Source organism: Natrinema sp. H-ect1 (genome assembly GCF_041821105.1).
In the GTDB taxonomy this organism is placed as follows: Archaea; Halobacteriota; Halobacteria; order Halobacteriales; family Natrialbaceae; genus Natrinema; species Natrinema thermotolerans.
Genome location: NZ_JBGUBA010000008.1, coordinates 68,809 through 93,347, shown reverse-complemented (window position 1 = coordinate 93,347; position 24,539 = coordinate 68,809). Strand labels below are relative to the sequence as shown.

Below are 24,539 nucleotides of genomic sequence, written 5' to 3'. Positions count from 1 at the left end.
GACCGGTTTCCAAGACGGTGTACGCGCTGATCGCGATGGCGTCGCGCGATCAGGGGAGCATGACGTTCAGCGGCTACTCTCCTCTCGATGGAGTCCCGCGTACCACCCGTCCGTCGAGTCAGAAATCGAGCTGAAGGTTGTACTGCATACAGCGGACACCGCGGGAAGGGACACGTCATTCCAGAGTTAGCCGGGTCAGGGTGAATCAGAATAACAGTACCCTTTTGCCATCCCTTTTGCAAGTTCGACTAATGACGGAGCAGGGCTCGTCGGAGACTGAAGATAGAAAAGACGATCATATCCGGATCGTGCAGGAGCGAGACGTCGAAACCACGGGAACGGGCTTCGAAGACGTACACCTCGTCCACGACGCGCTGCCGGAACTCGATTACGACGCGATCGACCCCGCTATCGAATTTCTGGGACACGAGTTGTCGGCCCCGATCTTCATCGAGAGCATGACTGGCGGGCACCGCAACACCACGGCCATCAATCGGGCACTGGCCCGTGCTGCCAGCGAGACGGGCATCGCTATGGGGCTTGGAAGCCAGCGGGCTGGCCTCGAACTCGACGACGACGGCGTCCTCGAGTCGTATACCGTCGTCCGCGACGTCGCGCCCGACGCGTTCATCTACGGGAATCTCGGTGCCGCACAGCTTCGAGAGTACGACATCGAAACCGTCGAGCGCGCAGTGGCGATGATCGAGGCGGACGCGCTCGCGGTCCACCTGAACTTCCTCCAAGAAGCCGTCCAACCCGAAGGCGACGTCGACGGGCGGGACTGTCTGGCTGCGATCGAACGTGTCGCTGCGGATCTCTCGGTTCCGATCATCGTCAAAGAGACCGGCAACGGGATTTCCGGGGAGACTGCCCGAAAGCTGTCCGCGGCAGGTGTACACGCGATCGATGTCGCCGGCAAAGGCGGTACGACGTGGTCCGGGATCGAAGCCTACCGTGCGGCTACCGCGAACGAACCACGCCAGCAACGGATCGGGACCCTGTTCCGTGACTGGGGCATCCCGACCGCTGCAAGTACGCTCGAGTGTGTCGCCGAACACGACTGCGTGATCGCGAGTGGCGGTGTGCGGACGGGGTTAGACGTGGCCAAAGCGATCGCGGTAGGTGCCCGTGCCGGCGGGCTGGCGAAACCGTTCCTGAAACCGGCCACGAACGGCCCGGACGCCGTTATCGAGCGCGTCGAGGACCTGATCGCCGAGTTACGGACGGCGATGTTCGTGACCGGTTCGGGGTCGATCGACGCGCTTCAACGAACGGAATACGTGTTACAGGGCGAAACGCGAGAATACGTCGAACAACGAACCAGTAGCGAGAAGCAATTGTATTCGTGACCACGAGCAAACGATGCAACGACCATCGATGAAATCCCGGTATACCGTATTGGCTCGGGAAGCACCATGAGTATCGGAACGCTCCTGCTCGCACTGGTAGTCGGTAGTCTGGTCGGATACTACACCGCTCTGCACCGGATTCAGGAGATCGGTGATGCCATTATCTTCAGCGGTCTCGCCGTCTTGCTCGTTTCGATCGGGACACAACTCGGCGGTGACGAGCAGATTCTACAGGATTTGAATACGATCGGCGGCTCCGCCCTCGTGTTGTGTCTGGGCAGTATCATTGGAAGTGTCGGCTGTGTCTACCTCCTCATCACGGCCACGTCGATCGGCGATCCGGAATCCGCCTCGGCCGATGGGACCGTCACTCGGCCGGACACACCGTCGGAACTAGACGCTGGTGGCTTCGATTGGAAGGTCACGGGCCTCATCGTCGTCTCGCTTACCGTCGGGCTCGGACTCTCGGCCGTCGGGCTTCCGGAACACGTCATCACACGTATCGTCTCGATCTCCGATTACGCGCTCCTGGCGCTGCTGTTCGGCGTCGGTATTACAGTTGGCGGCGATACCGAGGCCGTGAGTCATATCGTCCGGATTGGCTGGGGTGTCCTCCTGATTCCGGTGGCCGTGGCCGTCGGGAGTATTCTCGGTGGCGTGTTGCTCGGGGCGGTTATCGGCATGCCAGTCACCCACGCCGCAGCGGTCGCAGCAGGGTTCGGATGGTACAGTTACGCGGGTGTCGTCGTCTTCGATCTCGGCGGGGTTGAACTGGGGACGATCGCGTTTCTCGCGAATCTCTTTCGGGAGATCGTTACCTTCCTGGTGCTACCAGCCGTCGCCAAGTATCTCGGTGGGGTAACGAGTATCGCACCAGGTGGCGCAACGACGATGGACGTCACGCTCCCGTTGATTCAGCGTGTTTCGGGTGAGCGGTTCGTGATTCCAGCGCTCATCAACGGGCTCGTCCTGTCGGTCGCTGCGACCGTTCTCGTCCCGGCCATTCTGGGCATCTAGACGCCGTTACATCGAGGGTCAGTCGCTGCCGACGCCGACGGGCGCGTTCGGATCGTCGGTCGCCGGCTGGTCGAACTGCCGGACGGTATCGATGTCGTCGACGCGACCGCGGGCCGTCGCGACGTCGACGAGCAGGTCCGTGAGGTTGATCGTCTCGGCCAGGTAATCGTGGCGACGCCGTTGCCACGCCTCGTCGACGCCCTCGTCGCGAAGGACCGCCGTTGCCCGATCGCGGAGGGCGTCGAAACGGGCGACGTTGTGGATCAGCCCTCGGTTCTCGAGCGCGACGAAGTTGCCCATGTCGGCGTCGCCGACGAAGGAGTTCGATCGGACCGCCGGCGTACCGAGCAGGGCGGCCTCGGTGACCATCGTCTGGGTGTCGGCGACCAGCAGCGTTGCCTCGGCGAGCGCGTCGTGCATCAGGGCGGGATGGAGATCGAACGACCGTGCCGGCAGGCCCGTAAGGTCGACGTCGTTCCCCTCGTCGGAGACGAGGACCGTCGCGTCGTCGCTCAGTCGCTCGACGAGGCGGCGACACTGCTCGCTCGAGATGCCGTCCTTGCCGACGTCGTGCTGGGAGCCGAAGGCGTTGAGCCGGAGGAGGACGTACGGCTCCGCCTCGCCGACGCCGAGTCGGTCGCGGACCGAGGGGTTCGGTTCGTAGACCTCGGGATGGAGGTACGCACACTCCTTGAGCCCCGGGAACACGTAGTGATCCTCCCCGAGGTCCTTGCGGAAGGTGTTCGGCGTGAGGATCGCCCGTGCGAACGGCGTCGAGACAGTGTGGTCGAACGACGCCGGCTCGGAGTCGATGAGCAATACCGTCGGCGTCCGGAGCAGGGCCCCCGTGTGAGCCGCGTAGCCCCCCATCCCGAAGACGAGATCGGGATCGAACCGTCTGGCCCGCCGGATCGCCCGGAGGTAATGGGCCGGCAGCCGGCTCAGCAGCGACCCCTTCGACGTATCACAGTAGCCGTAGACCTCGTAGGGCAGGTCGTACCACTCGAGCAGGTCGAGTGTACAGGTGTAGTCCCGCGCGAGGACGAGGACGTCGTGGCCCCGCTCGCGCAACGTCGCGACGGCGTGTTTGTACAGGTGTACGTGTGCTGGCGTATTCGTAAAGAACAGGTATCTCATGTCACGGACCACCCGGATCCATATCCGTACGTGGGACCGTCACTGCAATTGTTATCTCGCTCATACCAGTTTCACCGGGAGAGTTCACCGAACCGATCGATCGCCGGCACGGCCGCTCGAAAGGGTAGCCGCCGTATAATAATGGCCTGCCGGCGGGAGGGCGGAGACAGATGCAGTCCGAGTACATTCCGCGGATCGGCGTCCGGCGACTCTCGAGTACCGTCTCCTCCCGGTCCGCCGACCCAGCGGGCGATTCGACGGGGGAAAACAGATCGGGGACGGCCGCTCGAGCGCTCGAGCGATACGGCCCCGTCCTCGAGTCGACGCTCGCGTACGCCCGGGAGCGAGACTACGTCGGACCCGATTACGGCGACGGGATGAGCAGCCAGCTCCTGCAGGCGCTGCCGGTCGAGAACAAGTGGCTCAACCTCGCCGTCCAGGAGACGGTCAAACGGACGCCGGTCGACGTCAGGCCGCTGTTTCGCGTCGAACTCCGACGCAACTTCAAGGGCGGTGGCCTGTTCGCGATGGCGAATCTGAACTATCACGACCTCGGAACCGAGTGGGACCCGGCGAGCGAGCCGGGGTTCGACCCGCTCGCGGAGGCCGAACGGCTCGCCGACTGGCTCGTCGCCGAACGATGTGAGGGGTACAGCGGGTTTTGCGGGGGGCATCGACACGAGATCCAGCATCTCCACACGAAGGGCGAACCGAGCGATCCCGACATCGTCTCGACCGCCTACGCGGTGACCGCGCTGTTGCGCGCTGCCCGAATCGACGAGCGATACGCGGAGATTGCCCGGACCGCACGCGACTTCCTCGTCGAGGACCTGAACTACCGGGAGGTGCCGGAGGGCGCAAAGATCGACTACCACATGAACCACCCGGACGACTCCTACACGCTCAACTCCGCGGCGCTGGGCGCGCGGATGCTCGTCGAACTCTACGACTACTTCGGCGACGAGGACTACCGCGAGCGGGCGACGAAGATCCTCGATCACGTCGTCGCCAACCAGACCGACCGCGGCGGGTGGCCCTACCGGCTGCCGGCCTCTGCCTCCCACCTCTCGATGGACAGCCACCACAACGGCTTCATCATCGAGTGTCTCCAGCGCTATCGCGACGTCGTCGACGCGGACCGGTACGCCGACGCGCTGGAGACCGCCCTCGAGTTCTACCGAACGGAGTTGTTCGAACTGGACGGCGCACCCAACTTCGACGAGGAAAACGCTTATCCTCGCGACATTCACGCCAGCACGCAGGGAATCTTGGTGTTTACCCGCGAGGGCGAACTGGCGTTCGCGGAGCGGATCCTCCGGTGGGTACTGGCGAACCTCCAGCCCGAACAGGGGCGGTTCTACTACCGGCAGTATCGATACCACACGAAACGGGTGACGCTGATGCGCTGGTGTCAGGGGTGGATGTCCTACGCGCTCTCGGCGTTCCTGCTTGCGAGCGCGAACCGGGCCGACCCCGATCGGGTGCCAGAGCATCGGGGGGCGGCCGATCCATCGGTGGTCGGCGACCGATGAGTCGGCCCGGCTCGTCGACGCGGCCGGAGCAACCGCAGGACACGACCGGAACGGACGCCGTCTCGACGACAGCGGTATCGGGGAAGCCCGACGACGAGCCACCGCCAGCCGACGATCGCCGGATCCTCGTCGTGACGGGGTTGGGACACAAAAACGAGCGCCACTACGGACCGCTCGCCGACGTCGCCGGGGAGACGACCATGGTCTGTCTGGATCCGACCGGCGACCTCGAGTCTGCACGGACCGTTCGCGTCCCCGATATCGGCCCGCGGATCGTCCGCGTCCTCTGTCTCTTTTTCCTCGCGCTGTATGAAGGGTATCGCAACGACTACGACGCGGTCGCGTCGATATCGCTGGTTCCCTACGGCTGCTATGCGCTCGCGCTGAAAGCGATCTACGGCTACCCCGCCCACCTCGGGATCATCGGGATCGATCTCGATCATCACGCCGAGCAGTGGTACGGGGCCGTCCCGCAGTGGCTGTTCAGGCGATTCGACGCGGTGTCGGTCCCCGGCTCTTCACACGCCGAGCGGCTCGTCGGGTTCGGCGTCCCCCCGGACCGGATCGAACGCCTGACGAACGCGATCGATGTCGACACCTACCGGCCGCCGGAGCGGGCGGTCGAGAGCGACTACGAGTTCGTCTGGGTCGGCCGGTTCAGCGCCGAAAAGGATCCGCTGCGGTTCGTCGACGCCCTCGCCGAACTCGAGGCCGCCGACCGGGAATTCCGGGCGGTCATGGTCGGCGACGGCCCCCTTCGGTCGGTCGTCGTCGAGGAACTCGACGCCCGCGGACTGTCGGACCGGGTCGACTGCCCCGGCTGGGTGGACGAGCCGCTCGAGTACTACCGCCGATCGGCGGCGTTCGTCCTGACCTCCGAGCGGGACGCCTTGCCGCTGGTCATGCTCGAGGCGATGGCGACCGGCCTGCCCGCGATCGTCCCGCCGGTGGGGTCGATCCCGGACGTCGTGACCGACGGCGAGAACGGGATCGTCGTCGCCGATCGCGAGCCCGCGACCGTCGCCGCGGCGATGGAGCGCTGTCTGGACGAGCCGGCGTTCCGGCGCTCGCTCGGAGCCGCCGCGACGGCGGTCCGGGACGACGTCTCGCTCGAGCGGGCGAGCGAGGACTGGCGGCGGATTCTGGCGACCCTCGAGCGGTGAGCCGGGTGCCGGTTGCGACTCGTCGCTCGAACGGCTGCCGGCGACCGGAAGGACCTCGATTACCGCCGGTAGCGACGCGATAACAAAGCGAATACTCACCGCAGGGAGACCTACATGGATATCGAACGGCTGACTCTCGAGGAGTGGGGCGACGCCTTGCCGGCGACGGGCTACGAGGTGTTTCACGAGCCGGACGCGCTGGGCGTCCTCGACGACCACACCGACGCGGAGCTACAGCTGTACGGCGCGTTCAAAGGCCAGCAGCCGGTCGGCCTGTTGCCGGTGTTCGTCGACGAGCGTTCGATCGGCCGGACGGTCCTCTCGCCGCCGGTCTCGTTCAGCGTGCCGCGGCTGGGCCCGATCCTGGATCCGGCCAGCCCGAAGCGACACAAGCGCGAACGGATCAACCGGGAGCTGACGGCCGGCGTGATCGACGCCGTCGGCGTCGGCGATCGGACGACGCTCTTCCGGATGCGGTGTCCGATCGAGTACGTCGATCCCCGTCCTTACGAGTGGAACGACTTCTCGCTCGAGCCGAAGTTCACCTACGTCCTCGACTGCGAGGGCGAGACGATCGAGAGCCTCATGAAAGGCTTCAGCAAGAGCCTGCGCCGGGAGATGCGGAAGCAAGACGAGCTGGATCTCTCGATCGAGCGGGAGGGAATCGAGTCGGCACTGCGGGTCTACGAGGACGTGGTCGAACAGTATCGGGCCCACGACGATCCGCCGCCGATCTCCCGCCCGTTTCTTCGCGATCTCCTCACGTCCCTGGACGACGAGCTGTGGCGGGTCTACGTCGCCCGGTCGCCCGACGGCGAGTACCAAAGCGGCGTCGTAACCCTCTACTCGCCCGACCTCGCGTACTTCTGGCAGGGCGGGGTGACGGCCACCTACGAGGGTGTCAGCGTCAACAGCCTCCTCCATCGAGCGATCCTCGAGGACATTTGTTCCGATCCGGCGCTCGAGTCGGTGACCGGCTACGACCTCGTCGGTGCGAACACCGAGCGGCTCTGTGAGTACAAGGCCAAGTTCAACAGCGACCTGCGCCAGTACTACGTCGTCGAGTCGTCGGGCCTCGAGATGTCGTTGGCCAAATCGGCGTACCAGACGTTTTCCAGCGCGTTGAAGTAACGGGAAAAGCCGGCGGACAGCGAGCCGAACGCGACCGGCCGTAACGGCGTGGGGCGGTCACCGCAGCGAGACGGAAGCGGCTTCGTTTCAGCGAGAAACGACAGCAGCGAGAAGAGCGCCAGCAGCGCGGTTCGACCGCCGGCCGTCTCACTCCATGTACCCGAGTCCGCGGAGCCTGTCCTCCACGTCGTCGAAGTCCTCGTCGGCGTCTGCGGCCCCGCTCGAGCCGGCGGTCGCGTCCGGAACGGCCTCGCGGACGGTCGGCTCCGCGTCGGCCGAGAGGACGTCGGTCCTGACCCGGCCGTCGATGTCGTCGGGGATCGGTTCGCCGACGCTGTGGAGGACCGTCGGTGCGACGTCGACGACGGACAGTCCGTCGGCGGACGCGTGCGGGTCGATGTCGGGACCGTGTGCGAAGAACACGCCCTGCTTTCGGTGGTTGGCGGCTTTGTCGTCCGCGGGTTCGAACACGGTATCGGCGAGTCTCGTCTTCTCCTCGTAGCCGTCCCGCCCGACGACGACCAGATCGGGCCCGGCCTCGTCCGACGGGAACACCTCGTCCCCGTCGCGGACCCTCAGCGCCGGCTCGCCGGTGTCCGGACCGGTCACGTTCGAGAACCGCTCACGCAGTTCCGCCTTGATCGACGGCACGTCGGTCGGGGCGACGATTCCCTCCGCGAACCGCTCGGTGTCGTTGATGTAGACGTAGCTCGGGCCGTGTGCGAACGCGACGGTTTCGGTGAAGTCGACGTCGTACAGGCTGTGATCGCCCGGCACCTGCTCCGCGATCCCGTCGACGAGGCGCTTCGGCAGGTGCTTGACGAGCCGCTTGTCGTCGACCCCGAGGCGGTCCAAGGTTCCGTGGAGCGTGGACTTCGTGATCCCGAACCGGGCGAGCGAGTTCCGCGTGGTCCCGTCGGTCTGCTCCGAGAGATAGCCGCCCTCCGCCAGCACGGTGTTCAGGTTGACGAACGTCGAGATCGGCCCGAACCCGTGATCGGAGACGACGAACAGGGTGGCGTCCCGCCGCTCGGCGTACTCGAGGGCGTCGCCGACGATATCGTCGAGCCGCTTGTAGTGGTCGAGAATGACGTCCTCCTCCCAGATGAGATGCTGGAGCCGGTCCGGGGCCGTGTACACGAAGAAGAACAGCCGCCAGTCGTCGATCGCCATGAGTTCGTCCATCAGCTCCCGGCGCGCGCTCACGAGCGATTCGAGGTCGTCCGTGAACGCCGTCTCGTCGTCGGTGTAGTCGTTCCAGTCCAGCGCGATCCGGTACTCCGGGATCCGGTCATCGATCTCGTCGACGAACCCGGACGGATGCGTGAACCGGTCGCTCATCGACGGCGAGATCATGCCGGAGACCATCGTGCCGTCGATCTCGCTCGCGGGATAGGTCATCGGGACGTTGCCGACGACCGCCGGCGACAGCAGCTCCCACAGCGGCGGCCGCCCCAGACTCGCGCTCGTGTTCATCTCCTGCGTGTAGTCGCGCTCGAGCCGTTTGAAGCCGTAGATCCCGTGTTTGTCCGGCCAGACGCCGGTCGCGATCGAGGGCCACGCCGCCGGCGTCGTCGGCGGGTCCGTACTCTCGAGGGGCGCGCCCACGCCGTCCTCGACGAGCGTCGCGAAGTTCGGCAGTTCGCCGGCCGCGATCCAGTCCGAGATGAGGTCCCACGGCACGCCGTCGATACCCAGAACGAACGCGCGGTCGGTAGTGGTCGAGTCGGTAGTCATGAACCAGTGTCTCGTTCGCGTTGACCCCGGCCCCACCAATTGTTATGGATCGAATTACGAGCGCGACTCGGATTTCGGGGCCGATCGCCCGCCGCCGTCCCCGACAACGCGGTGCCGTCGGGGCGATCAGTTCGGCGATTTCGCGTCCAGGTCCTCGTCGCCCGACGACGGGATCCACCGGCGAAGCATCGGGACCGAGACGCCGGCGGCGTCCTCAAGCAGATCGAGGACGACGACGTCGTTCGACTCGAGGCCCCCGACGAGGCCGGCGACGACGAGCGAGGCGAGCCCGACGCCGACGAGGACCGGCCCGATCGTCACGACCGTGATCGAGAGCCACGGCGAGAGGGCGAACGCGAGCGGGAGCAGGACGGCCGGCAGGGCGACGTAACAGCGCAGCGCCTCCGGAGAGATCGGGGTGATATCGTAGCGGACCGCCAGGACGCTACAGATGACCGTGTGGACGGCGACCAGCGAGGTGACGGACGCGACGGCCGCCCCGACGGCCCCGTACCGTGGAATGAGGGCGACGTTGATCCCGATGTTGAGCAGGAGCCCGACGACGTTGCCGACGGCGATCCACGTCGTCGAACCCAGCGCCGAGAGGGTCTCTCGGTTCCGACCGGCGGCGGCGCTGAGGAAGAAGCCGGTCGCGAGGATCGGCAGGACGCGGGCCGCGTCCGTATACGCGGTCCCGAAGACGAGGTGGATCACGTCCAGCGGAAAGACCACAAGCAGGAGAAACGCCGGGAACGTGACCACGTAGACCCACTTCGTCGTCGTCGCGTAGATCTCGTCGACCGCGTCCCGATCGCCGTCGTCGTCCAACCGAGAGACCAGCGGGAGATAGAGGAACCCGAACGCGGAGAGGACGACGAGTAACCCGCCGGCGATCGGATAGGCGGCGTCGTACATGCCGACTTCGTAGGAGCTTCGAAAGTAGCCCAGCATCAGCGTGTCCGTTCGCGTCAGTAAGATACTGATCACGGTCGAGACCACGAGCGGGGCAGAGAACCTGAGGAGTTCGGGGACGTGCGTCCGGTACCGGCCGCGAAGCGGCATGAGACGGCTCAGAAAGGCGTGAGCGACGACGAGCGTCACGATCGCGCCGCCGAGGTACGCGACGCCCGCCGCGACGATGCCGACGCCCGAGAGCAACAGGACGGTGAGCAACCCGATTCGCAAGAGCGGATCGAGGAGGTTGCGGGTCAGCGTCCGGTAAATCGTGTTCTCGTGGCCGCGAATCCCCGCCACGGCGATTCGAAAGCACGCGACGAACGGGATCGCGACGGCGAGCAGCCTGACCAACGGCACCGCCGCTTCGGTCTCGAACAGCCCCGAGACGATGGGGTCGGCGAACAGGAACAGGACCGCACTGAGACAGACCGAAGACACCGTTGTGACCAGGAGCCCACTGATCCAGACGCCGCGGCGGTCCTCGACGGCGTCGTACCGCGGAATGTACCGGGAGACGCCCTGCGTACAGCCCACGAGCGCGACGGTCACGCCAACGTTCAACAGTGCCAGTCCGACGCTGATCTCGCCGTACGCGTCGGGCGACAGCAGTCGGCCGATGACGACCCGCTCGGCAAGCGTCGCACCGGACCCGATGATCCCGCCGACCATCACGATCGCCGCACTCGAGAGGAGCGCGGACAGTTCGCGTTCGCGAGCGACCATCAGAGGTAGCCGAGATCCTCGAGCCGTTCGGTGACTCGCTCGTCGTCGGTCGATCGGTCGGCCGCCGAATCGCCGTACGGCACGTCTCCGTACTCCGTTCGCGGGGGCTCGTCGACGAGGAGCCCCTCGGGGACGGAGCCGGTCATCACCGCCGGTATCGGTCGGTCGAGCAGCCCCATCACGATCGGGCCGACGTCGGGGAGCGAGAGCCGCTCCGGTGTCGCGTCGGCGAAGCCGGGACCGGCACCGACGAAGACCCCGTCGCGTTTGTGGTTGTGCGTCTCGACGGGCACGAACCGGCGGCCGTAGAGCCCGCTCGAGACGGTGTGGTTCATGTCGGTCGGCAGGAAGCAGACGTCCGGTGCGTTCTCGCGGTAGGGCCCGCCGAACAGCTCCTCCCGGCGGCGGACGAACTCGAACGCCGGCTCGCCGTCGGGCGTCTCGAGCCCCGACAGCAGCTCGATGATCTCGTCGCGAACGCGCTCGTACTCGGCGGGCGGGACGACGCCGTCGGGCTCACGCCCCTCGAGGTTGATCCGGACGCCCATCCGCATCCCGTCGGGGCAGTACGCCTTCGACGCTCGCCAGTCGATGCTCTCGCTCGCGGCGGACCGGGCCCCGTCCGGGACGACCCGGAGCAGCGCCTCCTCGAGTCCGACGCGTTCCGCGGCGGCGTAGACGTCGGCCGGTTCGATCCCCACCCGCGAGGCCGCGCGCCGGCCGGCGTGCAGCGTCCGTTCGAGGACGGTCGCGGTCCCCCCGGTCCCGTCCGCGGCGTCGCCTGCGGGACCCTCTTCGGCCCCGATCAGCGACGCCTTCTCGGCTTTCATCGACATCGCCTCGCCCTCGTCGGTCGCCGCGACGAAGCCGTGTTCCCTGAGGATCTCGTTGACGTGGATGCCGTAGCCGGTGACCGGCCCCATCCCATGGTCGGAACAGAGGACGACGTTGACGTCGTCGCCGACGGTCTCGAGGACGTCGCCGGCGAGCCGGTCCGCGGCCACGTAGATCGCCCGATGCCGGTCCGGATCGTCGAAGTTGTGAAACACCGCGTCGGTCTTTTGGACCTGTATCACGGCCAGTTCCCACTCCTCGCGCTCGAGCAGGGCGACGGCGGCCCGACGCCGGTTCTCGACCAGATCCAGATACCCCTCGAACTTCTCGTCGGGATCGTCGCTGAGTTCGCCCCGCGAGTAGATCGTGTACTCTTCGCCCATCGCGTCCGCCAGCTCGTCCCGGATCCCCTCGGGGTGGCCCGGCTCGTCCTCCGCGGCGAGATAGCCCGGGATCAACGCCCCGTCGATCGACTCCGCGGGATGGGTGATCGGGACGTTCAGCACGACCGAGCGGCCGCCGTCGCTTGTGACGTAGTTCCACAGCGCCGGCCGACGGACGTCGCTTCGCGACACGAGGGTTCCGTCGTCGGGATAGCCGTCGTAATCAAAGAACCCGTAGACGCCGTGGTGGCTCGGGTCCGTTCCGGTGTACATCGACGGCCACGCGCTGCCGGTCCACGGGGGATGGGTCGAGGCCAACGGTGCCTCGAGCCCTCGATCGCGGAGTCGCCGGAGGTTCGGCAGCGAGGACTCGAACCGATCGAGATAGCGGAAGTCGAGAGCGTCGAACCCGAGGACGACGGTCTTCATCGTGAGTTCCTCCGTCGGCGGGGACGGCGGTCGGTCTCTCGCGGCTCCAGAGGAACGCGAACCGTTCGATTCATCGTTTCGCTCGAGACTACAGTCTCCCTTTGTTATCCCTCGGTTTCTCACCCTAACTGCCGGTTGGGCCGGACGCCGCGTTCACCGCGACGCGGCGGTCGGTTCCCGGCCGACGCATCGCCTGACGGGCGGACGGAGACTACCGCTGTCGGTCGATCGACGAGCAACGGCGAGCGAACGCCCGTCGGAACCGCCGATTCGTCTAGTACGTCCATAACGAAGGCATTCACGAATCGTGATGTGAGCATGCCCGGAGTCAGCGTCCAGCACTCACGATCCCGAGGGCGTTCGGCGTCGATGCGACGAACGCTCGAGGAGTTGTGCTACGTCGAGAACTACACGAGTCGCGTCGTCCGAGAGGCGGAGCCGTGGACGATCGGCACCACCGCGTATCCGTCCTATCCGATCGACGAGTTCGAAACCGACGAGTTCTGGATCTGTCTCGAGGGCCGGATTTACGACGACGCGCCGTCGTCTCGGGCCGAGACGCTCGAGCGAATCGTGACGGCCCTCTTTTCGGACGACGAATCACACTCGTCGGTCCGGGACTGGCTCCGGACGACCGACGGGGAGTTCGTCCTGTACGCCCTCGAAAAAGCGACCGGGCGACTCGCCGTTCTCAACGACGTGTTCGGGCGGCTCCCGGTGTACTACGCGGACCGGGACGGTAGCCCCGTCTTCACGCGCGAGATCGGGTACTTCTTCGAGTCGCCCCTCGATACTCCGGCGTTCGATCGGCACGGGCTCGCACAGACTCTCCTCTTCGGGTACACGCTCCGGGACCGCACCCTCTGGGAGGACGTCACGACGATCCCGCCGGGAACGCAGGTCATCGTCGACCCGGACGGAACCGCCTCGTTCAGGTCCGTCGCGGAGTTCGACTTCGACGAGAAACGCCACGCCGACAAGAGCGTCGAAGAAAACGCCAAAAACCTCGCGAAACGCTTCCGGGCGGCCTGCGAGGACCGAAGCGATCCGGATCGAACGAACCTCCTCTCGCTCAGCGGCGGTCACGACTCGAGATCGATCGCGGCCGCGTTCCACGCGTCGGACGTGCCCTGCTCCGCGGCGACGTTCATCAAGTCGACCCAGGAGACGAGTTCGGACGTCGAGATCGCACGCGAAATCAGCCGGAGCCTGGACGTCGACTGGGAACTGTTCACCGTCGACCCCGTACAGGCGTCGAACGCGGACACGCTCTTGACGATCAAACGGGGACTCAACCATCTCGGTCTCGCGTTCCTGATCGACTTCTTCGAGCAGCTACGGGCCACCCACGGGTCCGACCTCACGTACTTCACCGGCGACGGCGGAGACAAGACGCTGCCGGACCTCAGTCCCGCCAAGTCACTGTCCTCGTCCGAAGAACTCGTCTCCTACACCATCGCTCGAAACAGCGTGTTCCCGCTCGAGGACGTGGCGGCGATCACCGGCCTCGATCGGGATCAAATCGTCGGTGAAGTGGCGGCGACGTTATCGTCCTATCCGGAGTCGAAGCTGGCGAACAAGTACGTCCACTTCCTCACGCACGAGCGCGGGTTCAGTTGGCTGTTCGAGGGCGAAGACCGGAATCGGTACTACTTCTGGAGTACCTCCCCGTTCTATTCGGCACCGTTTTTCACGTACGCGATGAACGTCCCGGACGAGCAGAAGGCACACAACCGCCTCTATCGGGAGTTCCTCCGAGAACTGTGGCCCCGAGCGATCGAGTTCGACGACGCCGACTTCGGCACGCCGATGGCCTCGCCGCGATACAAACTCGTCCAGTACGGGCTCTCGCTGCTCGGTCGCCATCCCTCCCTCGAGGACATCGCTCGCGTCGTGTACCGCGGGGAAGTCAACTCCCAGTACCACCCGAACGTCGCGCGACTCCTCAGTGACTCGGTTGCCCGGTCGCAGTCGCTCGAGACCTATCTCGACACGGACATCGTCCGCCGGTTCACGGACGATACCACATCCTGTGATAACCACCAAATATATCTGCTGCTAACGGTCACTGCCGCGATCCTGCTGGCGGAGCGACGGTCCCCGTTTGCCGGTCGCGAGTTACCGCTCGATGCCAGTGCGCTCTCCTGAGCCGCGAGCGTCGCTCTCGATCTCACCGACGACTGTCGAGTTTTCGGGATCGGGTTCTCCCAGGGTCACCGGTCGCGCGCGTTGTACTGGAGGTCGACGGCCGCGTCGCCGCGCAGTCGGAAGTCGGCGATATCGCCGTCGAACCAGTAGGCGTCGAGCCAGTTGCCGACGCCGCCCCGAACCGTCCCGTTCTCGACGACGTCTTCCTCGTCGATGGAGGCGTTCTGGTAGTCGGACTGGACGACCGCGCCGTCGATCTCGAAGGCGTAGGTCGTCGGCCCGTCGGCGTCGGTGCCGTCGATCACCAGCGCGTGGGGGAACATCTCGTACGCGCCGTACTCGCGGGGATCGATCCGTTCGCCGTCGACGGTGATCATCGCGGTGCCGTCCGTGAACGTCACGTCGGTCAGCGCGCCCGAGAAGCGGTAGGTCTGGGTGCCGTCCGTGATCGAACTCTGGGCGGTCGAGCCCGAGACGGTCGTCGCCTCCGCGGCCGGCTCGTCGTCGGCGACGAGTTCGATCGATCCGTCGACGGTGATCTCGTAGCTCATCGTCGTCCCCTCGCCGCTGACTTCGAGGACGTGGGGGAGCTGTTCGCCGTAGTCGGCGGGATCGACTTCCTCGCCGTTGACCAGTACGGTGCCGGGGCCGTCGACGGTCAGCTCGGCGAGGTCGCCGCTAAAGCGGAAGGCGTCCTTCCAGTCGGCGACGGTTCCGTTCACCGTCGAGCCGTCGATTCGGTCCTCGTCGTCGATCGACGCGCCCTCGGCGGTCGAGCGCTCGACGTCGCCGCCGACCGTGAACTCGTAGCGGGTCACATCCGAGGAACTGCCGTTGACCAGCAGGAGGTTCGAGAGCTGGGACTCGGCGGTATCCTCGTTCGAACCGCTGCTCGAGCTATCGCTCGAACCGCCGGACGCGGCCTCCTCGGGCGTGGTCGGGACGCCGTCGACCTCCTCGGGCCGGGTCCGCCGGGCGGAGCCGGCGAACGAGCCGTCCACGTTGCCGCCCGGGTTGGAGCCGTAGACCTCTTCGATGGTGGCGACGCCGTCGAGCGACCACGCGCCGTTGCCGCCGTAGATATCGCCGATGTTGGCCCCGGAGAAGTCGCAGTTGCGGTACGTCGGGTTGTTGAAATACGCCCAACCGCCGCGGTTCCCGCCGACGGCCACGCAGTTCTCGACGCGGGAGTCGTCGGTCCCGACGCGGAAGCCCGAGGACGAGTGGTTCGACGAGTAGGAGTCCTCGATGATCACCGTACCGCCCGCACCGGGGCTGGGATGCTCCTGTGGGTTGCCCGGGGAGGAGCCGTAGACGGCGTTGCTCGGGTTGTCCTGGTAGTTGAGGTTCCGGACCGTGACCGTCCCTGCGTGCGAGGGCGGGACGAACACGCCGGGGTTCCCGGCGGGGTAGTTCTCAGCGGTCGAGCCGTCGCCGAGATAGACGTTTTCGACGAGGACCTCGCCGTTCGGATCGGTGGCGTAGGCGACGAGCGGGGAGCCGTCGTGACCGTCCCAGACGCCCCGAATCCCGACGTTGCGGATCGTACAGGAGTTGCCCTGCGTGTGAATGAGGTACTCCGCCCCGCTGGCGGTGATGTCGATCAGCTTGTTCCCCCAGGTCTCGCCCTCCTCGAGGCGTTTGGTGAACCGCTCGCCGGCGCTGACTTCGATCACGTCGTAGTCCCCGCTGGCGCTCTGTCCCGTCGCGGTCGCCGCGCCGAGAGTCGCCGCCGTGGTGGCGCCGGCCATCGTCAGGTACGATCGTCGGCCAAGTAATGACTCGTTACCGCCGTTCCGTCGGTCGTCGCCGTTCGTCTCGGACGAAGCGTCATCGTCCGGTACCGAAGTGTCGCGTGCCATGCGACCGAAATCGAGTATTATACCCTCATAAGCCTTTCCTAATTTCTGCACATTCTCATATCAAAACACTATTTCGCCGAATATAGATTCAAAATATTTTGAATTATTTGTGTGTTTGTTATGTATGTCTCGGCTCGAGGAAGGTCTAATCTGAAGAGCAGTAAATAGGTATTACCGGCCGAAACGCGCTTCTCCGGCCGGCTCAGGGAGCCGGTAACACCATATTACCGTAGCGGTGTCGACTGTCGGACGCGGTCCAGTCAGGACACCGACGGAGACCGACCGATCACACGGCGGGTCGCTCGAGGCGACCGCGATCGAAACGCGGCGCTCGAATCGCCACCGATCAACTCAACGCGGACGGCTGGACCTTCGGTCGAAGGATACAGTGTGATCGCTTCAACCCCGCCGACGGCGATCGGGCGGCACCGGAACCGAGAAACCGACCGGTCGCTGGAGCAGATCGCCGAACGGACCGCCAACGAGCGAGACGGTCGCGTCCTAACTCGACTCGAGACGGCAGCAAGAAACCGAGGCGGGGCCGCCGCTGGAGGCGGCTACCGAGACGGCGAAGGGATGCCGGCGACGGGTTCGATTGCGATCACGCCGGCGGAGTCGGTTTCCGACCGTGTCCGGTTCGGGACCGAAACGACGGGATCGCGTTCCCGGTGTCGAAAACAGTGACGAGAGCAGCGCCGGTCCGAGGCGATTGACCGTTCCGCGGAATTGACCGCGGGTCCGAATGCAGTCCGTTACGCCGCCTCGGACTCCCCGCTACTGGTAACGTAGTACAGCGTGAACTCCCCGTTGGACTGAACCCGGTTCACGTTGGGGGAGGCCGTTATTCGATCGAGTTCGCGCTCGGAATATCGCAGCCCCTGGTACGCTATCACCTCGCGTTCGTAATCCGATCGCGTGAGCGCGAGGTACCGATCGCCCTCGTACTCGTTAGAAACCCCGTCCTCGATCACGGACGGAGGGAGACCGTCGTGGGCGTGCATCCGCTGTTCGTTGCCGTTGATCGCGTCGTCGTACCGGTTCGGTCCGTTTCGCAGCCCGACGAACGCGAGATCGGACTGCTGAGTGGCGAAGGCGGACTCGTAGCCGTGCAACTCCTGTTCGCTCACGTGGGGGGACGCTTTGTAGATGTACGGCGAGGGAAAGACGGCCAGCAGCGACAGGACGAGTAAGACGGCGACGGCGACGGCCATCAGCGGTCGCCCGACCGGCGGTCCGCGACCCCCCGATCGTCGCGCCGAGAGCAGCGTCAACAGCCCGTGGATCGCGATCGCCCCGAGGACGGTCACGAACACCATCATCAGTCCGAAGACGCGGAAGTACATCTTCGACCCGCTGGCGAGGAAGTACGCCACGAAGACGGGGCCGAGCGCGACCAGGCCGGCGGCGAGATACGTCGTCTCGAGGCGGAAGCGATCGAGCCACTGCGAACTCAGCCGTCCCGCGACGGCGAAGACGAGGCCGCCGGCGAGCAGCGAGAAGACGAGCGAGGGGAAGAACAGTTTGAAGAAGATCTCCGAGAGGCTCCCCCCGATCGACGCCAACGAGGTGCCCTGGGTCGCGACCGTGTCGCCCGCGCCGCCGCCCGTGCCGAGGACGAACTCGATCACCGAACCGAGGAAGTACTCGGCCGTGCCGGCGAAGAACCCGTAGTTCGAACTCCACACCAGAAAGACGACGGCGAGGAACAGCACCTGTCCGTAGAGGGCGGGGTGTTCGGAGGCGCGGTCGTGATCGGCCCGCCTGGCGAGGAACTGAACGAGCCCGATCGCGACGAAGGCGACGAGCAGATGCGCCGCGAGTTGCGGGTGATAGAGGACGACCGCAGCCGACCCGAGCGCGAACGTGACGCCGACGGCGGAAATCGAACGTCCGTCCCGATCGGTGCGGAGATACTTCGCGAACAGGTACAGGAGGACCGACGAGAACAACACCGCCTGCGACATCGCGTGTGCCGACAGGTTCATCGAGATCGTCGTGATCGGCAACAGCAGAAACGCCGAGAAGGCGGCGATCGCCACTGCGTTCCAGTCGCGGACGATCACGCCGACACACAGGGGGACGAACAGACAGAACAGCAGGACGGCGAAGAACACGACGAACAGCATCGACCGCGAGAGCGCGATCCCGACCGTCGCGTTGATCAGGACCGTCACCGTGTGGATACCGGGATAGAACAGCTCGAAGGGGAGGAACGTCCCCTCGCTGATACCGCGGGCCCACCCCAGATGGGTCAACGCGTCGTAGTGGCCGTAGAACCGGTAGCCGCGAACGATCGGAAGCCCGACGAAGACAGCCATCACGAGCCCGCCGAGGACGAGCGCTATCGAACGGCTCCACTGGTGCCGGTGTGCCCGCGAGAACGGGACGAACGCGACGGCAAGCGAGACGCTCAGCGCGACCAGCAGCCCCGCCCAGACCGCCCACGGCGTCATCGTGTAGATCGATAGCTCGTAGCCGGTCGCAGGGTTCGTGTGCGCGACGAACGCGCTGGCGCTGACCGCGAGAAAGCCGATCGCGAGTACCAGCTTCCGGATCGGATCATCGTCGACGGCTGACTGGGAAGACATTCGAACTGCCGAGACGTTGCCCGATCGCGGGCCTTGTTATTCACCGGTTGCCGACTGTAAGTTCGCTCGTACCGTCACCGCGGACCGAACGACGCTCGAGGGCGAGCCCGCCCGGAAGCGGTCACGAGGGGCGCTCACTCGCCGTCGGTGACGTCGACCCAGAAGTAACCGTGGCGGTACGCGTTTTCGGTCGTCGGCGTCTCCGGGACGTCCCCGTCGTACAGGAGAACGGTGATCCGGATCGATTCCGCCTCGGCCTCGGGGGACAGCGTTCGATCGGCGTAGGCCGTGCCACCGGCGTTGACGCTGTAGTCGATGCGCTGTAACTCGTTGCGTTCGACGATCTCGCCGTCCTCGAGACGCTGCTCCTGAACGACGGCCGTGTAGTCCTCGTCGTGACCCTCTTGATTCTCCACCGCGATGACGAGCGGAATTGCATCTCCGGACTCGATCTCCGAGGGATAGCCCGACGCGACGAGTTCGCCCGTGTCGTCTTCCGTGAGCAGCCGGAGGCTCGTGTACTGCTCGCCGTCTTGGGGTGCGACGAGCGCGTAGCCGACCGTCGTCACCGCCAGCAGCATACTGATGACGAGAACGACGTTGACGGCGACGTGACGCGTCGACCGGGCGTCGAAGATCGCTGCACGAGCCGCCTCGAGTCGGCGAGCGGGGCGATAGCGGTCGGCGGGCGGGACCGCCAGTCGGCGGGCGATCGCGACGCCGGCCCCGAGCAGGGTGGCTCCCGCAACGGTGTTGACGACGGTCGAGGTGGTGAACCCGAACGGCGTGACGGCGATTACCAGCCCCAACGGCGGGAGGAGGGCGAAGCTCAGTCCGAACGACAGCGCCGCTCGTTCGGTGTCTGACAGGGAAACCGTCTGTCGGAGCAGGGGCCGACCGTCGGCGATCGCGGGCGTCTCCCGCGGGAAGAGCGCGGACAGGACCACGTACCCGGGCGCGAGGAACAACAGCGGGAACCCGACCGCCGCCCGCAGGACCGTCGACGGGGCGTCGACGATCGTCAAGAGGACGGCCGCGACGAGGACGAAGCCGGCGATGCCGATCAGATCGATGGGAGCGCCAGCGAGGACGGACTTGCTGCGCCGCCGCAGGGCCGTGACCGGCTGAAATGGCAGGCCTTTCATTGTGATTTATCGACCGCACCATCCTGTCAGCCATTGTTACTGGTCGGTTACCGTGGTGGTCGACGCCGACCGCCGGCACGCGACCCGGCGGCGTCCATCACTGATCGCGGAGCGTCGGCGGACCGTGGGATGCGACTGCTCCCTCGAGTAACGAACCGTCGGAGCGTGTCCGCTCGCTGTCGCTTCCGACGACGGAAACAGGCTGCTTACAAAGTAGCTGTGCGGGGAGCCATCGCTCATGGAACGCCGAGCGACGACCGCCTCGATCGCACGCGAGGGATCGCGACCATGAGCATCGACGTCCGCGTCGCGACGGAGGACGATCTGGACCGGTGGAACGGGTACGTCGAGCGATCGCCGCAGGGACGGCTCTGTCACGAACTCGAGGCGCTGCGGGTACAGGCCGACCACGCGGACGCGACGCTGCACCCGCTGGTGGGGTTCAAGGGACAGGAGCCGGTGGGGATCTTCCCCGTCTTCGAGATCACCAAGCGGCTCGTGACGACGGCGTTTTCGCCGCCGCCGCGGCTCCGCGTCCCCTACCTCGGGCCGGCCTTCCTGAACATGGGGAAGCTGAAACAGCGCAAGCGCGAGCGCCGGCGACAGCGGTTCATGGACGGCTGCTTCGAGTGGATCGAGTCCGAACTGAACCCCAAATACGGCCACGTCCGCACCGCGACGACCTTCGCGGACGCGCGACCGTTCCAGTGGAACGAGTACGACGTGACGCCGTCGTATACCTACGCGGTCGACCTTGATAGGGACGAAGACGACCTCCTCATGTCGTTCAGCAGCGACGCGCGGAGCAACGTTCGCAACGCCGACGACGACGCCTACGAGATCGACGTCGGCGGCCGCGAGGAGATCCGGCTGATCCACGAGCAGGTTCGGAACCGGTACGAGTCCCAGGGGATCGACTTCGACGTGCCGCTCGCGTTCGTCCTCGATCTCGCCGACCGATCGCCCAACGGTCACGTCCGCCCCTACACCCTCCGGGTCGACGGCGAGTTCGTCGGCGGCATCCTCGCGCTGGAGTACGGCGACACCGTCGGCCGCTGGCTCGGCGGCGTCCGCACCGACGCCGACGTCGATCTGCCGACCAACGACCTCCTCGACTGGGCGGTCATGCGCGACGGCATCGAGCGCGGCCTCGAGACCTACGACCTCGTCGGTGCCGATACCCGTCGGATCAACCGCTACAAGGCGAAGTTCAACCCCGAATTGCGGACCTACTACAGCCTCGAGTACGGCTCGTGGGGGGTCAAGCAGGTCGCGTCGCTGTACGACTCGGTCAAATAACGCCTCGCGGCCGCGGGGGCAGCCGGTATGAAGTCGTTTCGACGGTTATTCGGAGTCGTTACCGGTGACCGGTCGACGATAGAGGAGCCGCTCAGAGCCGGAAAACGAGTCGGTCCATGATAATTTCGTCTATAACGAAGGGTAGAGAGGAGGGAGGTTCCCTCGATGGACGACGGATCCTCCCTTCGAACGCTACTCGTCGGTATCGACGCGGCCTGCGATCGGGTCCTCGAGCCGCTGTTCGACGACGACGAGGTACCGACCCTCCAGTCGCTCTACCGGGACGGGGCGAGCGGGCCGCTCGAGTCCCAGATCCCGCCGTGGACGGCCTCGGCGTGGCCGTCGCTGTACACCGGGATGAACCCGGGCAAACACGGCGTCTACGGCTTTCTCTCCTTCGACGGCTACGACTGGGACGTGGTCAACGCGACCGACGTCCGCGAGCGGACGCTGTGGGAACTGCTCGACCGCCACGGAATCACGAGCGTCGTCGTCAACGTCCCCGTGACCCACCCGCCCCGCGAGTTCGACGGCGCGCTCATTCCGGGGTACACCGCACCGGAAGACCCAGACTGTCATCCCGCCGGCCTGCTCGCGGACGTGCGGGAATCGATCGGCGAGTACCGGGTCTACCCCGACGAGGACGCGGCCGACCTCGGGAGCGCCTACGCCGACTGCGTGCGGAGCCGCGGCGAGGCGTTTCGGTATCTCGCCGACCGGTTCGACCCCGAGTTCGGCTTCCTCGAGTTCCAGGCGACCGACTCGATCTTCCACGAGCGGCCCGACGACGACGCAGCGATTCGGGCGATCTACCGCGAGGTCGACCGCCAGCTCCGCGAGACCATCGCGACGCACGATCCGGACACCGTGATCGTCGCCAGCGACCACGGGATGGGGCCCTACGACGGCTACGAGTTCCGGGTCAACGACTATCTCCGTGACCGCGGCGTCGTCGAGACCGAACGCGGCGGCGAGGGAATGCCCACGTGGGCGACGGTTCGGGACGGCAACCTCAAGCAGGGCGATGAGGCCGCGGACTACGAGCCCGGCCTCGCCGAGCGCGCGATGGCGAGGGCCGCGGGGATGGGGCTGACGAGCCAGCGGATCGGTGCCGTCCTCGCGCGGCTCGGGATCGACGACTTCGTGGCCGAGTACGCCCCCGCGGGGCTGGTCAACGCGGGCGCGACCCAGGTCGATTTCGCGGCGTCGACTGCCTCCGTCCGCTCGCGGATCGAACTCGGCGTCCGCATCAACCTCGAGGGTCGCGAGCCCGACGGCGTCGTCCCGCAGTCGGAGTACGAGACGGTCCGGTCGCGGCTCATCGGGGAACTGCGGTCGGTCACGACGCCGGACGGAGAGCCGGTCTTCGAGACCGTCGCTCCCCGCGAGGAGTTCTTCCACGGCCCGGAGAGCGATCGTGCCGTCGACGTCGTGACCGTGCCGGCCGACTTCGATCACTTCCTCTCGGCGACGCTACGCGACGAGCAGTTCGGCCCACCGAGCGAGCCGTGGAATCACAAGCTCGAGGGGACCGTCGCGGCCAGCGGCGACGCGATCGATCCCGATGCGGGGGTCGGCCGGCCGCACCTCTTCGACATCGCGCCGACGGTCCTCTCGACGCTGGGCGTTCCGGCCGACGAACGGATGGACGGCGAGGCGCTCCCGTGTGTCTCGCCGGCCGAGACCCGCTCGTATCCCCGGCTCGACGCGGAGCAGTCGGTCGAGACGGCCGACGAGGAGGTCGAGAAGCGACTCGCTGAACTGGGCTATCTCGAGTGAGTCAGCGACGTCCTACCGTCCGGAGCGGACGAGCCGAAGCCCCGCCTTGGCAGTCGTCCAGACCGGATAGGCCGCGTTGTAGACCGGCGTCGGCGCGTTCCGCGCGCCGGCCCGGAGGAGCCGATGGGACAGCGGCGGCTCCGAGGCCGTGATCAGCGCGTCCAGATCGACGCCCTCGAGCCACTCGAAAAAGGCGCGTTCGGCCGGCGAGGTCGGATCCGTCTCGCGTGCGCGCTCGCGAATGTCGGCCCACATGTGGCGCTCGTCCCGCCCGAGGACCCAGTCGCCGCGCTCGAGCGAGCGCCGGAGGCGGCGATAGTCGGCGTCGGTGAAGGGGTAGCCGTGATCGGTCGGCTCGAGGCCGGCCAGCCGGAGCCCGACTGCGGTCCGATAACATTTCTCGCACCCGCCGCAGTTGCCGTCCATGCGGTCGTTACAGGTCTGAAGCTGTAGCCCCGGGTTCTCGGTGCGGACGTAGTCGGCGATAACGTCGAGTCGCTCCTGGCGGGTGAGTTCGTAGGCGTCGTGGTGACACCGGGTGCCGGCCCACCGGACTCGCTCGTCGATATCGGGACGGGACCCCCACTCGAGGTCGATCCCGTCCCAGTGGGTCGCGGCGACGGAGAGATCCGTCATGCCGCGGGCGTACGCGAGGGGGGCACAGAGCCCGAGCAGTCCCAGCCCGTGGCCGACGGAGCTGTACCAGCCGCCGTCGACGTGGCGCTTGTAGTGGGCCAACAGCATGGGGTGATCGAGGAAAGAGAGCATGTTCGACTCGACGAACGCGGCGTCACAGTCGCGGTCGTCGGCGAACCCCGACACGCGCTCGCGGAGCGCCGCCCACTTGTCGTCGTCGGCCGCGTCGGGAGTGATCGTCCAACCGCGGATCCCGATCAGCGTCGGCGACTCGTCGCGATGGCGGACGTACGAACACGTCGAGTCGACTCCACCGGTAAAGAGCAGTCCGTGGTCCCCCTCCGGGTCGGGCTCCGGCTCGACGGTTCGACGGGCGTAGAGGTCCCCGCCCTCGAGGAAGTCGTACATCGAACACAGCGACGCCTCGACGTCCTCGAGGGCGCGAGCGAACGTCGCGTCGACCTCGTCGACGTAGACGTCGGCCCCGTTGGCCCACGCGACCGGGCAGACGTGGGCCAGAACTGGGATCGCGAGGATTCCGTCGGGAACGTCCGCGATCGGGACGTCGTAGCTGGCTCGGAAGGGCTCGTCGGTGAAAAACCGCTCGAGGTCGCTCGAGGGGCGGACGGACCACTCGAGCGTGCGTTCGTCGACGGATAGGTCGTCGATGAGAATGGATGACATTCGGAA

General features: G+C 66.3%; 16 protein-coding genes. 8 read left to right on the top strand and 8 right to left on the bottom strand.

Going from position 1 to position 24,539, the window contains the following annotated elements; all coding sequences use genetic code 11:
- Positions 1 to 251 precede the first annotated feature (251 nt).
- Positions 252 to 1,349: a type 2 isopentenyl-diphosphate Delta-isomerase gene (gene fni / locus ACERIM_RS15295; protein WP_006650360.1), complete on the top strand. Its 1,098-nt coding sequence runs from the start codon at positions 252 to 254 to the stop codon at positions 1,347 to 1,349.
- A gap of 66 nt (positions 1,350 to 1,415) precedes the next feature.
- On the top strand, positions 1,416 to 2,366 hold the full coding sequence (locus tag ACERIM_RS15290) for a lysine exporter LysO family protein (RefSeq protein WP_006650359.1): 951 nt from the start codon (positions 1,416 to 1,418) through the stop codon (positions 2,364 to 2,366).
- An 18-nt stretch (positions 2,367 to 2,384) separates the two neighbouring features.
- Here ACERIM_RS15290 and ACERIM_RS15285 read toward each other — a convergent pair whose 3' ends face one another.
- Complete coding sequence (locus tag ACERIM_RS15285; RefSeq protein WP_049905850.1) at positions 2,385 to 3,503, bottom strand: DUF354 domain-containing protein; 1,119 nt, start codon at positions 3,501 to 3,503, stop codon at positions 2,385 to 2,387.
- 170 nt (positions 3,504 to 3,673) lie between these two features.
- On the opposite strand from ACERIM_RS15285, the gene ACERIM_RS15280 reads away from it, so the two are divergent.
- From ACERIM_RS15280 to ACERIM_RS15270, 3 genes are all read left to right on the top strand, one after another.
- A complete protein-coding gene (locus tag ACERIM_RS15280) occupies positions 3,674 to 5,035 on the top strand; it encodes an antibiotic ABC transporter permease (RefSeq protein WP_373633352.1) in 1,362 nt (453 codons plus the stop codon).
- Positions 5,032 to 6,198 carry a glycosyltransferase family 4 protein gene (locus tag ACERIM_RS15275; RefSeq protein WP_373633351.1) on the top strand — a complete coding sequence of 389 codons (1,167 nt, stop codon included), beginning with the start codon at positions 5,032 to 5,034 and terminating at the stop codon, positions 6,196 to 6,198. The genes ACERIM_RS15280 and ACERIM_RS15275 overlap by 4 nt, the downstream gene beginning before the upstream one ends.
- 114 nt (positions 6,199 to 6,312) lie before the next feature.
- Positions 6,313 to 7,329: a GNAT family N-acetyltransferase gene (locus ACERIM_RS15270; protein WP_373633350.1), complete on the top strand. Its 1,017-nt coding sequence runs from the start codon at positions 6,313 to 6,315 to the stop codon at positions 7,327 to 7,329.
- Positions 7,330 to 7,476: 147 nt separating this feature from the next.
- On the opposite strand, the gene ACERIM_RS15265 is transcribed toward ACERIM_RS15270, so the two are convergent.
- The 3 genes from ACERIM_RS15265 to ACERIM_RS15255 form a co-directional block, all read right to left on the bottom strand.
- Positions 7,477 to 9,066, bottom strand: coding sequence for an alkaline phosphatase family protein (locus ACERIM_RS15265; RefSeq protein WP_373633349.1), 1,590 nt, complete (start codon positions 9,064 to 9,066; stop codon positions 7,477 to 7,479).
- Positions 9,067 to 9,192: 126 nt separating this feature from the next.
- Positions 9,193 to 10,746 (bottom strand): flippase, encoded by a 1,554-nt coding sequence (locus ACERIM_RS15260; protein WP_006650353.1) that lies wholly within the window; start codon positions 10,744 to 10,746, stop codon positions 9,193 to 9,195.
- Positions 10,746 to 12,392 (bottom strand): alkaline phosphatase family protein, encoded by a 1,647-nt coding sequence (locus ACERIM_RS15255; RefSeq protein WP_006650352.1) that lies wholly within the window; start codon positions 12,390 to 12,392, stop codon positions 10,746 to 10,748. The genes ACERIM_RS15260 and ACERIM_RS15255 overlap by 1 nt, the downstream gene beginning before the upstream one ends.
- Before the next feature lie 369 nt (positions 12,393 to 12,761).
- Here ACERIM_RS15255 and ACERIM_RS15250 point away from each other — a divergent pair, with 369 nt between their 5' ends.
- A complete protein-coding gene (locus ACERIM_RS15250; protein WP_373633348.1) occupies positions 12,762 to 14,540 on the top strand; it encodes a hypothetical protein in 1,779 nt (592 codons plus the stop codon).
- Positions 14,541 to 14,605: 65 nt separating this feature from the next.
- Here ACERIM_RS15250 and ACERIM_RS15245 read toward each other — a convergent pair whose 3' ends face one another.
- The 3 genes from ACERIM_RS15245 to ACERIM_RS15235 form a co-directional block, all read right to left on the bottom strand.
- Positions 14,606 to 16,402 (bottom strand): hypothetical protein, encoded by a 1,797-nt coding sequence (locus ACERIM_RS15245; RefSeq protein ID WP_373633347.1) that lies wholly within the window; start codon positions 16,400 to 16,402, stop codon positions 14,606 to 14,608.
- 752 nt (positions 16,403 to 17,154) lie between these two features.
- Positions 17,155 to 18,990 carry an MFS transporter gene (locus tag ACERIM_RS15240; protein WP_373633346.1) on the bottom strand — a complete coding sequence of 612 codons (1,836 nt, stop codon included), beginning with the start codon at positions 18,988 to 18,990 and terminating at the stop codon, positions 17,155 to 17,157.
- A 134-nt stretch (positions 18,991 to 19,124) separates the two neighbouring features.
- The gene (locus ACERIM_RS15235) at positions 19,125 to 20,135 is read right to left on the bottom strand and encodes a DUF1616 domain-containing protein (protein ID WP_373633345.1); all 1,011 of its coding nucleotides are present in this window, start codon (positions 20,133 to 20,135) and stop codon (positions 19,125 to 19,127) included.
- A 288-nt stretch (positions 20,136 to 20,423) separates the two neighbouring features.
- On the opposite strand from ACERIM_RS15235, the gene ACERIM_RS15230 reads away from it, so the two are divergent.
- Both ACERIM_RS15230 and ACERIM_RS15225 read left to right on the top strand, forming a co-directional pair.
- The gene (locus ACERIM_RS15230; RefSeq protein ID WP_373633344.1) at positions 20,424 to 21,434 is read left to right on the top strand and encodes a GNAT family N-acetyltransferase; all 1,011 of its coding nucleotides are present in this window, start codon (positions 20,424 to 20,426) and stop codon (positions 21,432 to 21,434) included.
- Positions 21,435 to 21,599: 165 nt separating this feature from the next.
- The gene (locus ACERIM_RS15225; RefSeq protein WP_373633343.1) at positions 21,600 to 23,213 is read left to right on the top strand and encodes an alkaline phosphatase family protein; all 1,614 of its coding nucleotides are present in this window, start codon (positions 21,600 to 21,602) and stop codon (positions 23,211 to 23,213) included.
- A 12-nt stretch (positions 23,214 to 23,225) separates the two neighbouring features.
- Here the strand turns inward: ACERIM_RS15225 and ACERIM_RS15220 are convergent, their stop codons facing one another.
- Positions 23,226 to 24,533, bottom strand: coding sequence for a hypothetical protein (locus ACERIM_RS15220; RefSeq protein WP_373633342.1), 1,308 nt, complete (start codon positions 24,531 to 24,533; stop codon positions 23,226 to 23,228).
- Positions 24,534 to 24,539 lie beyond the last annotated feature (6 nt).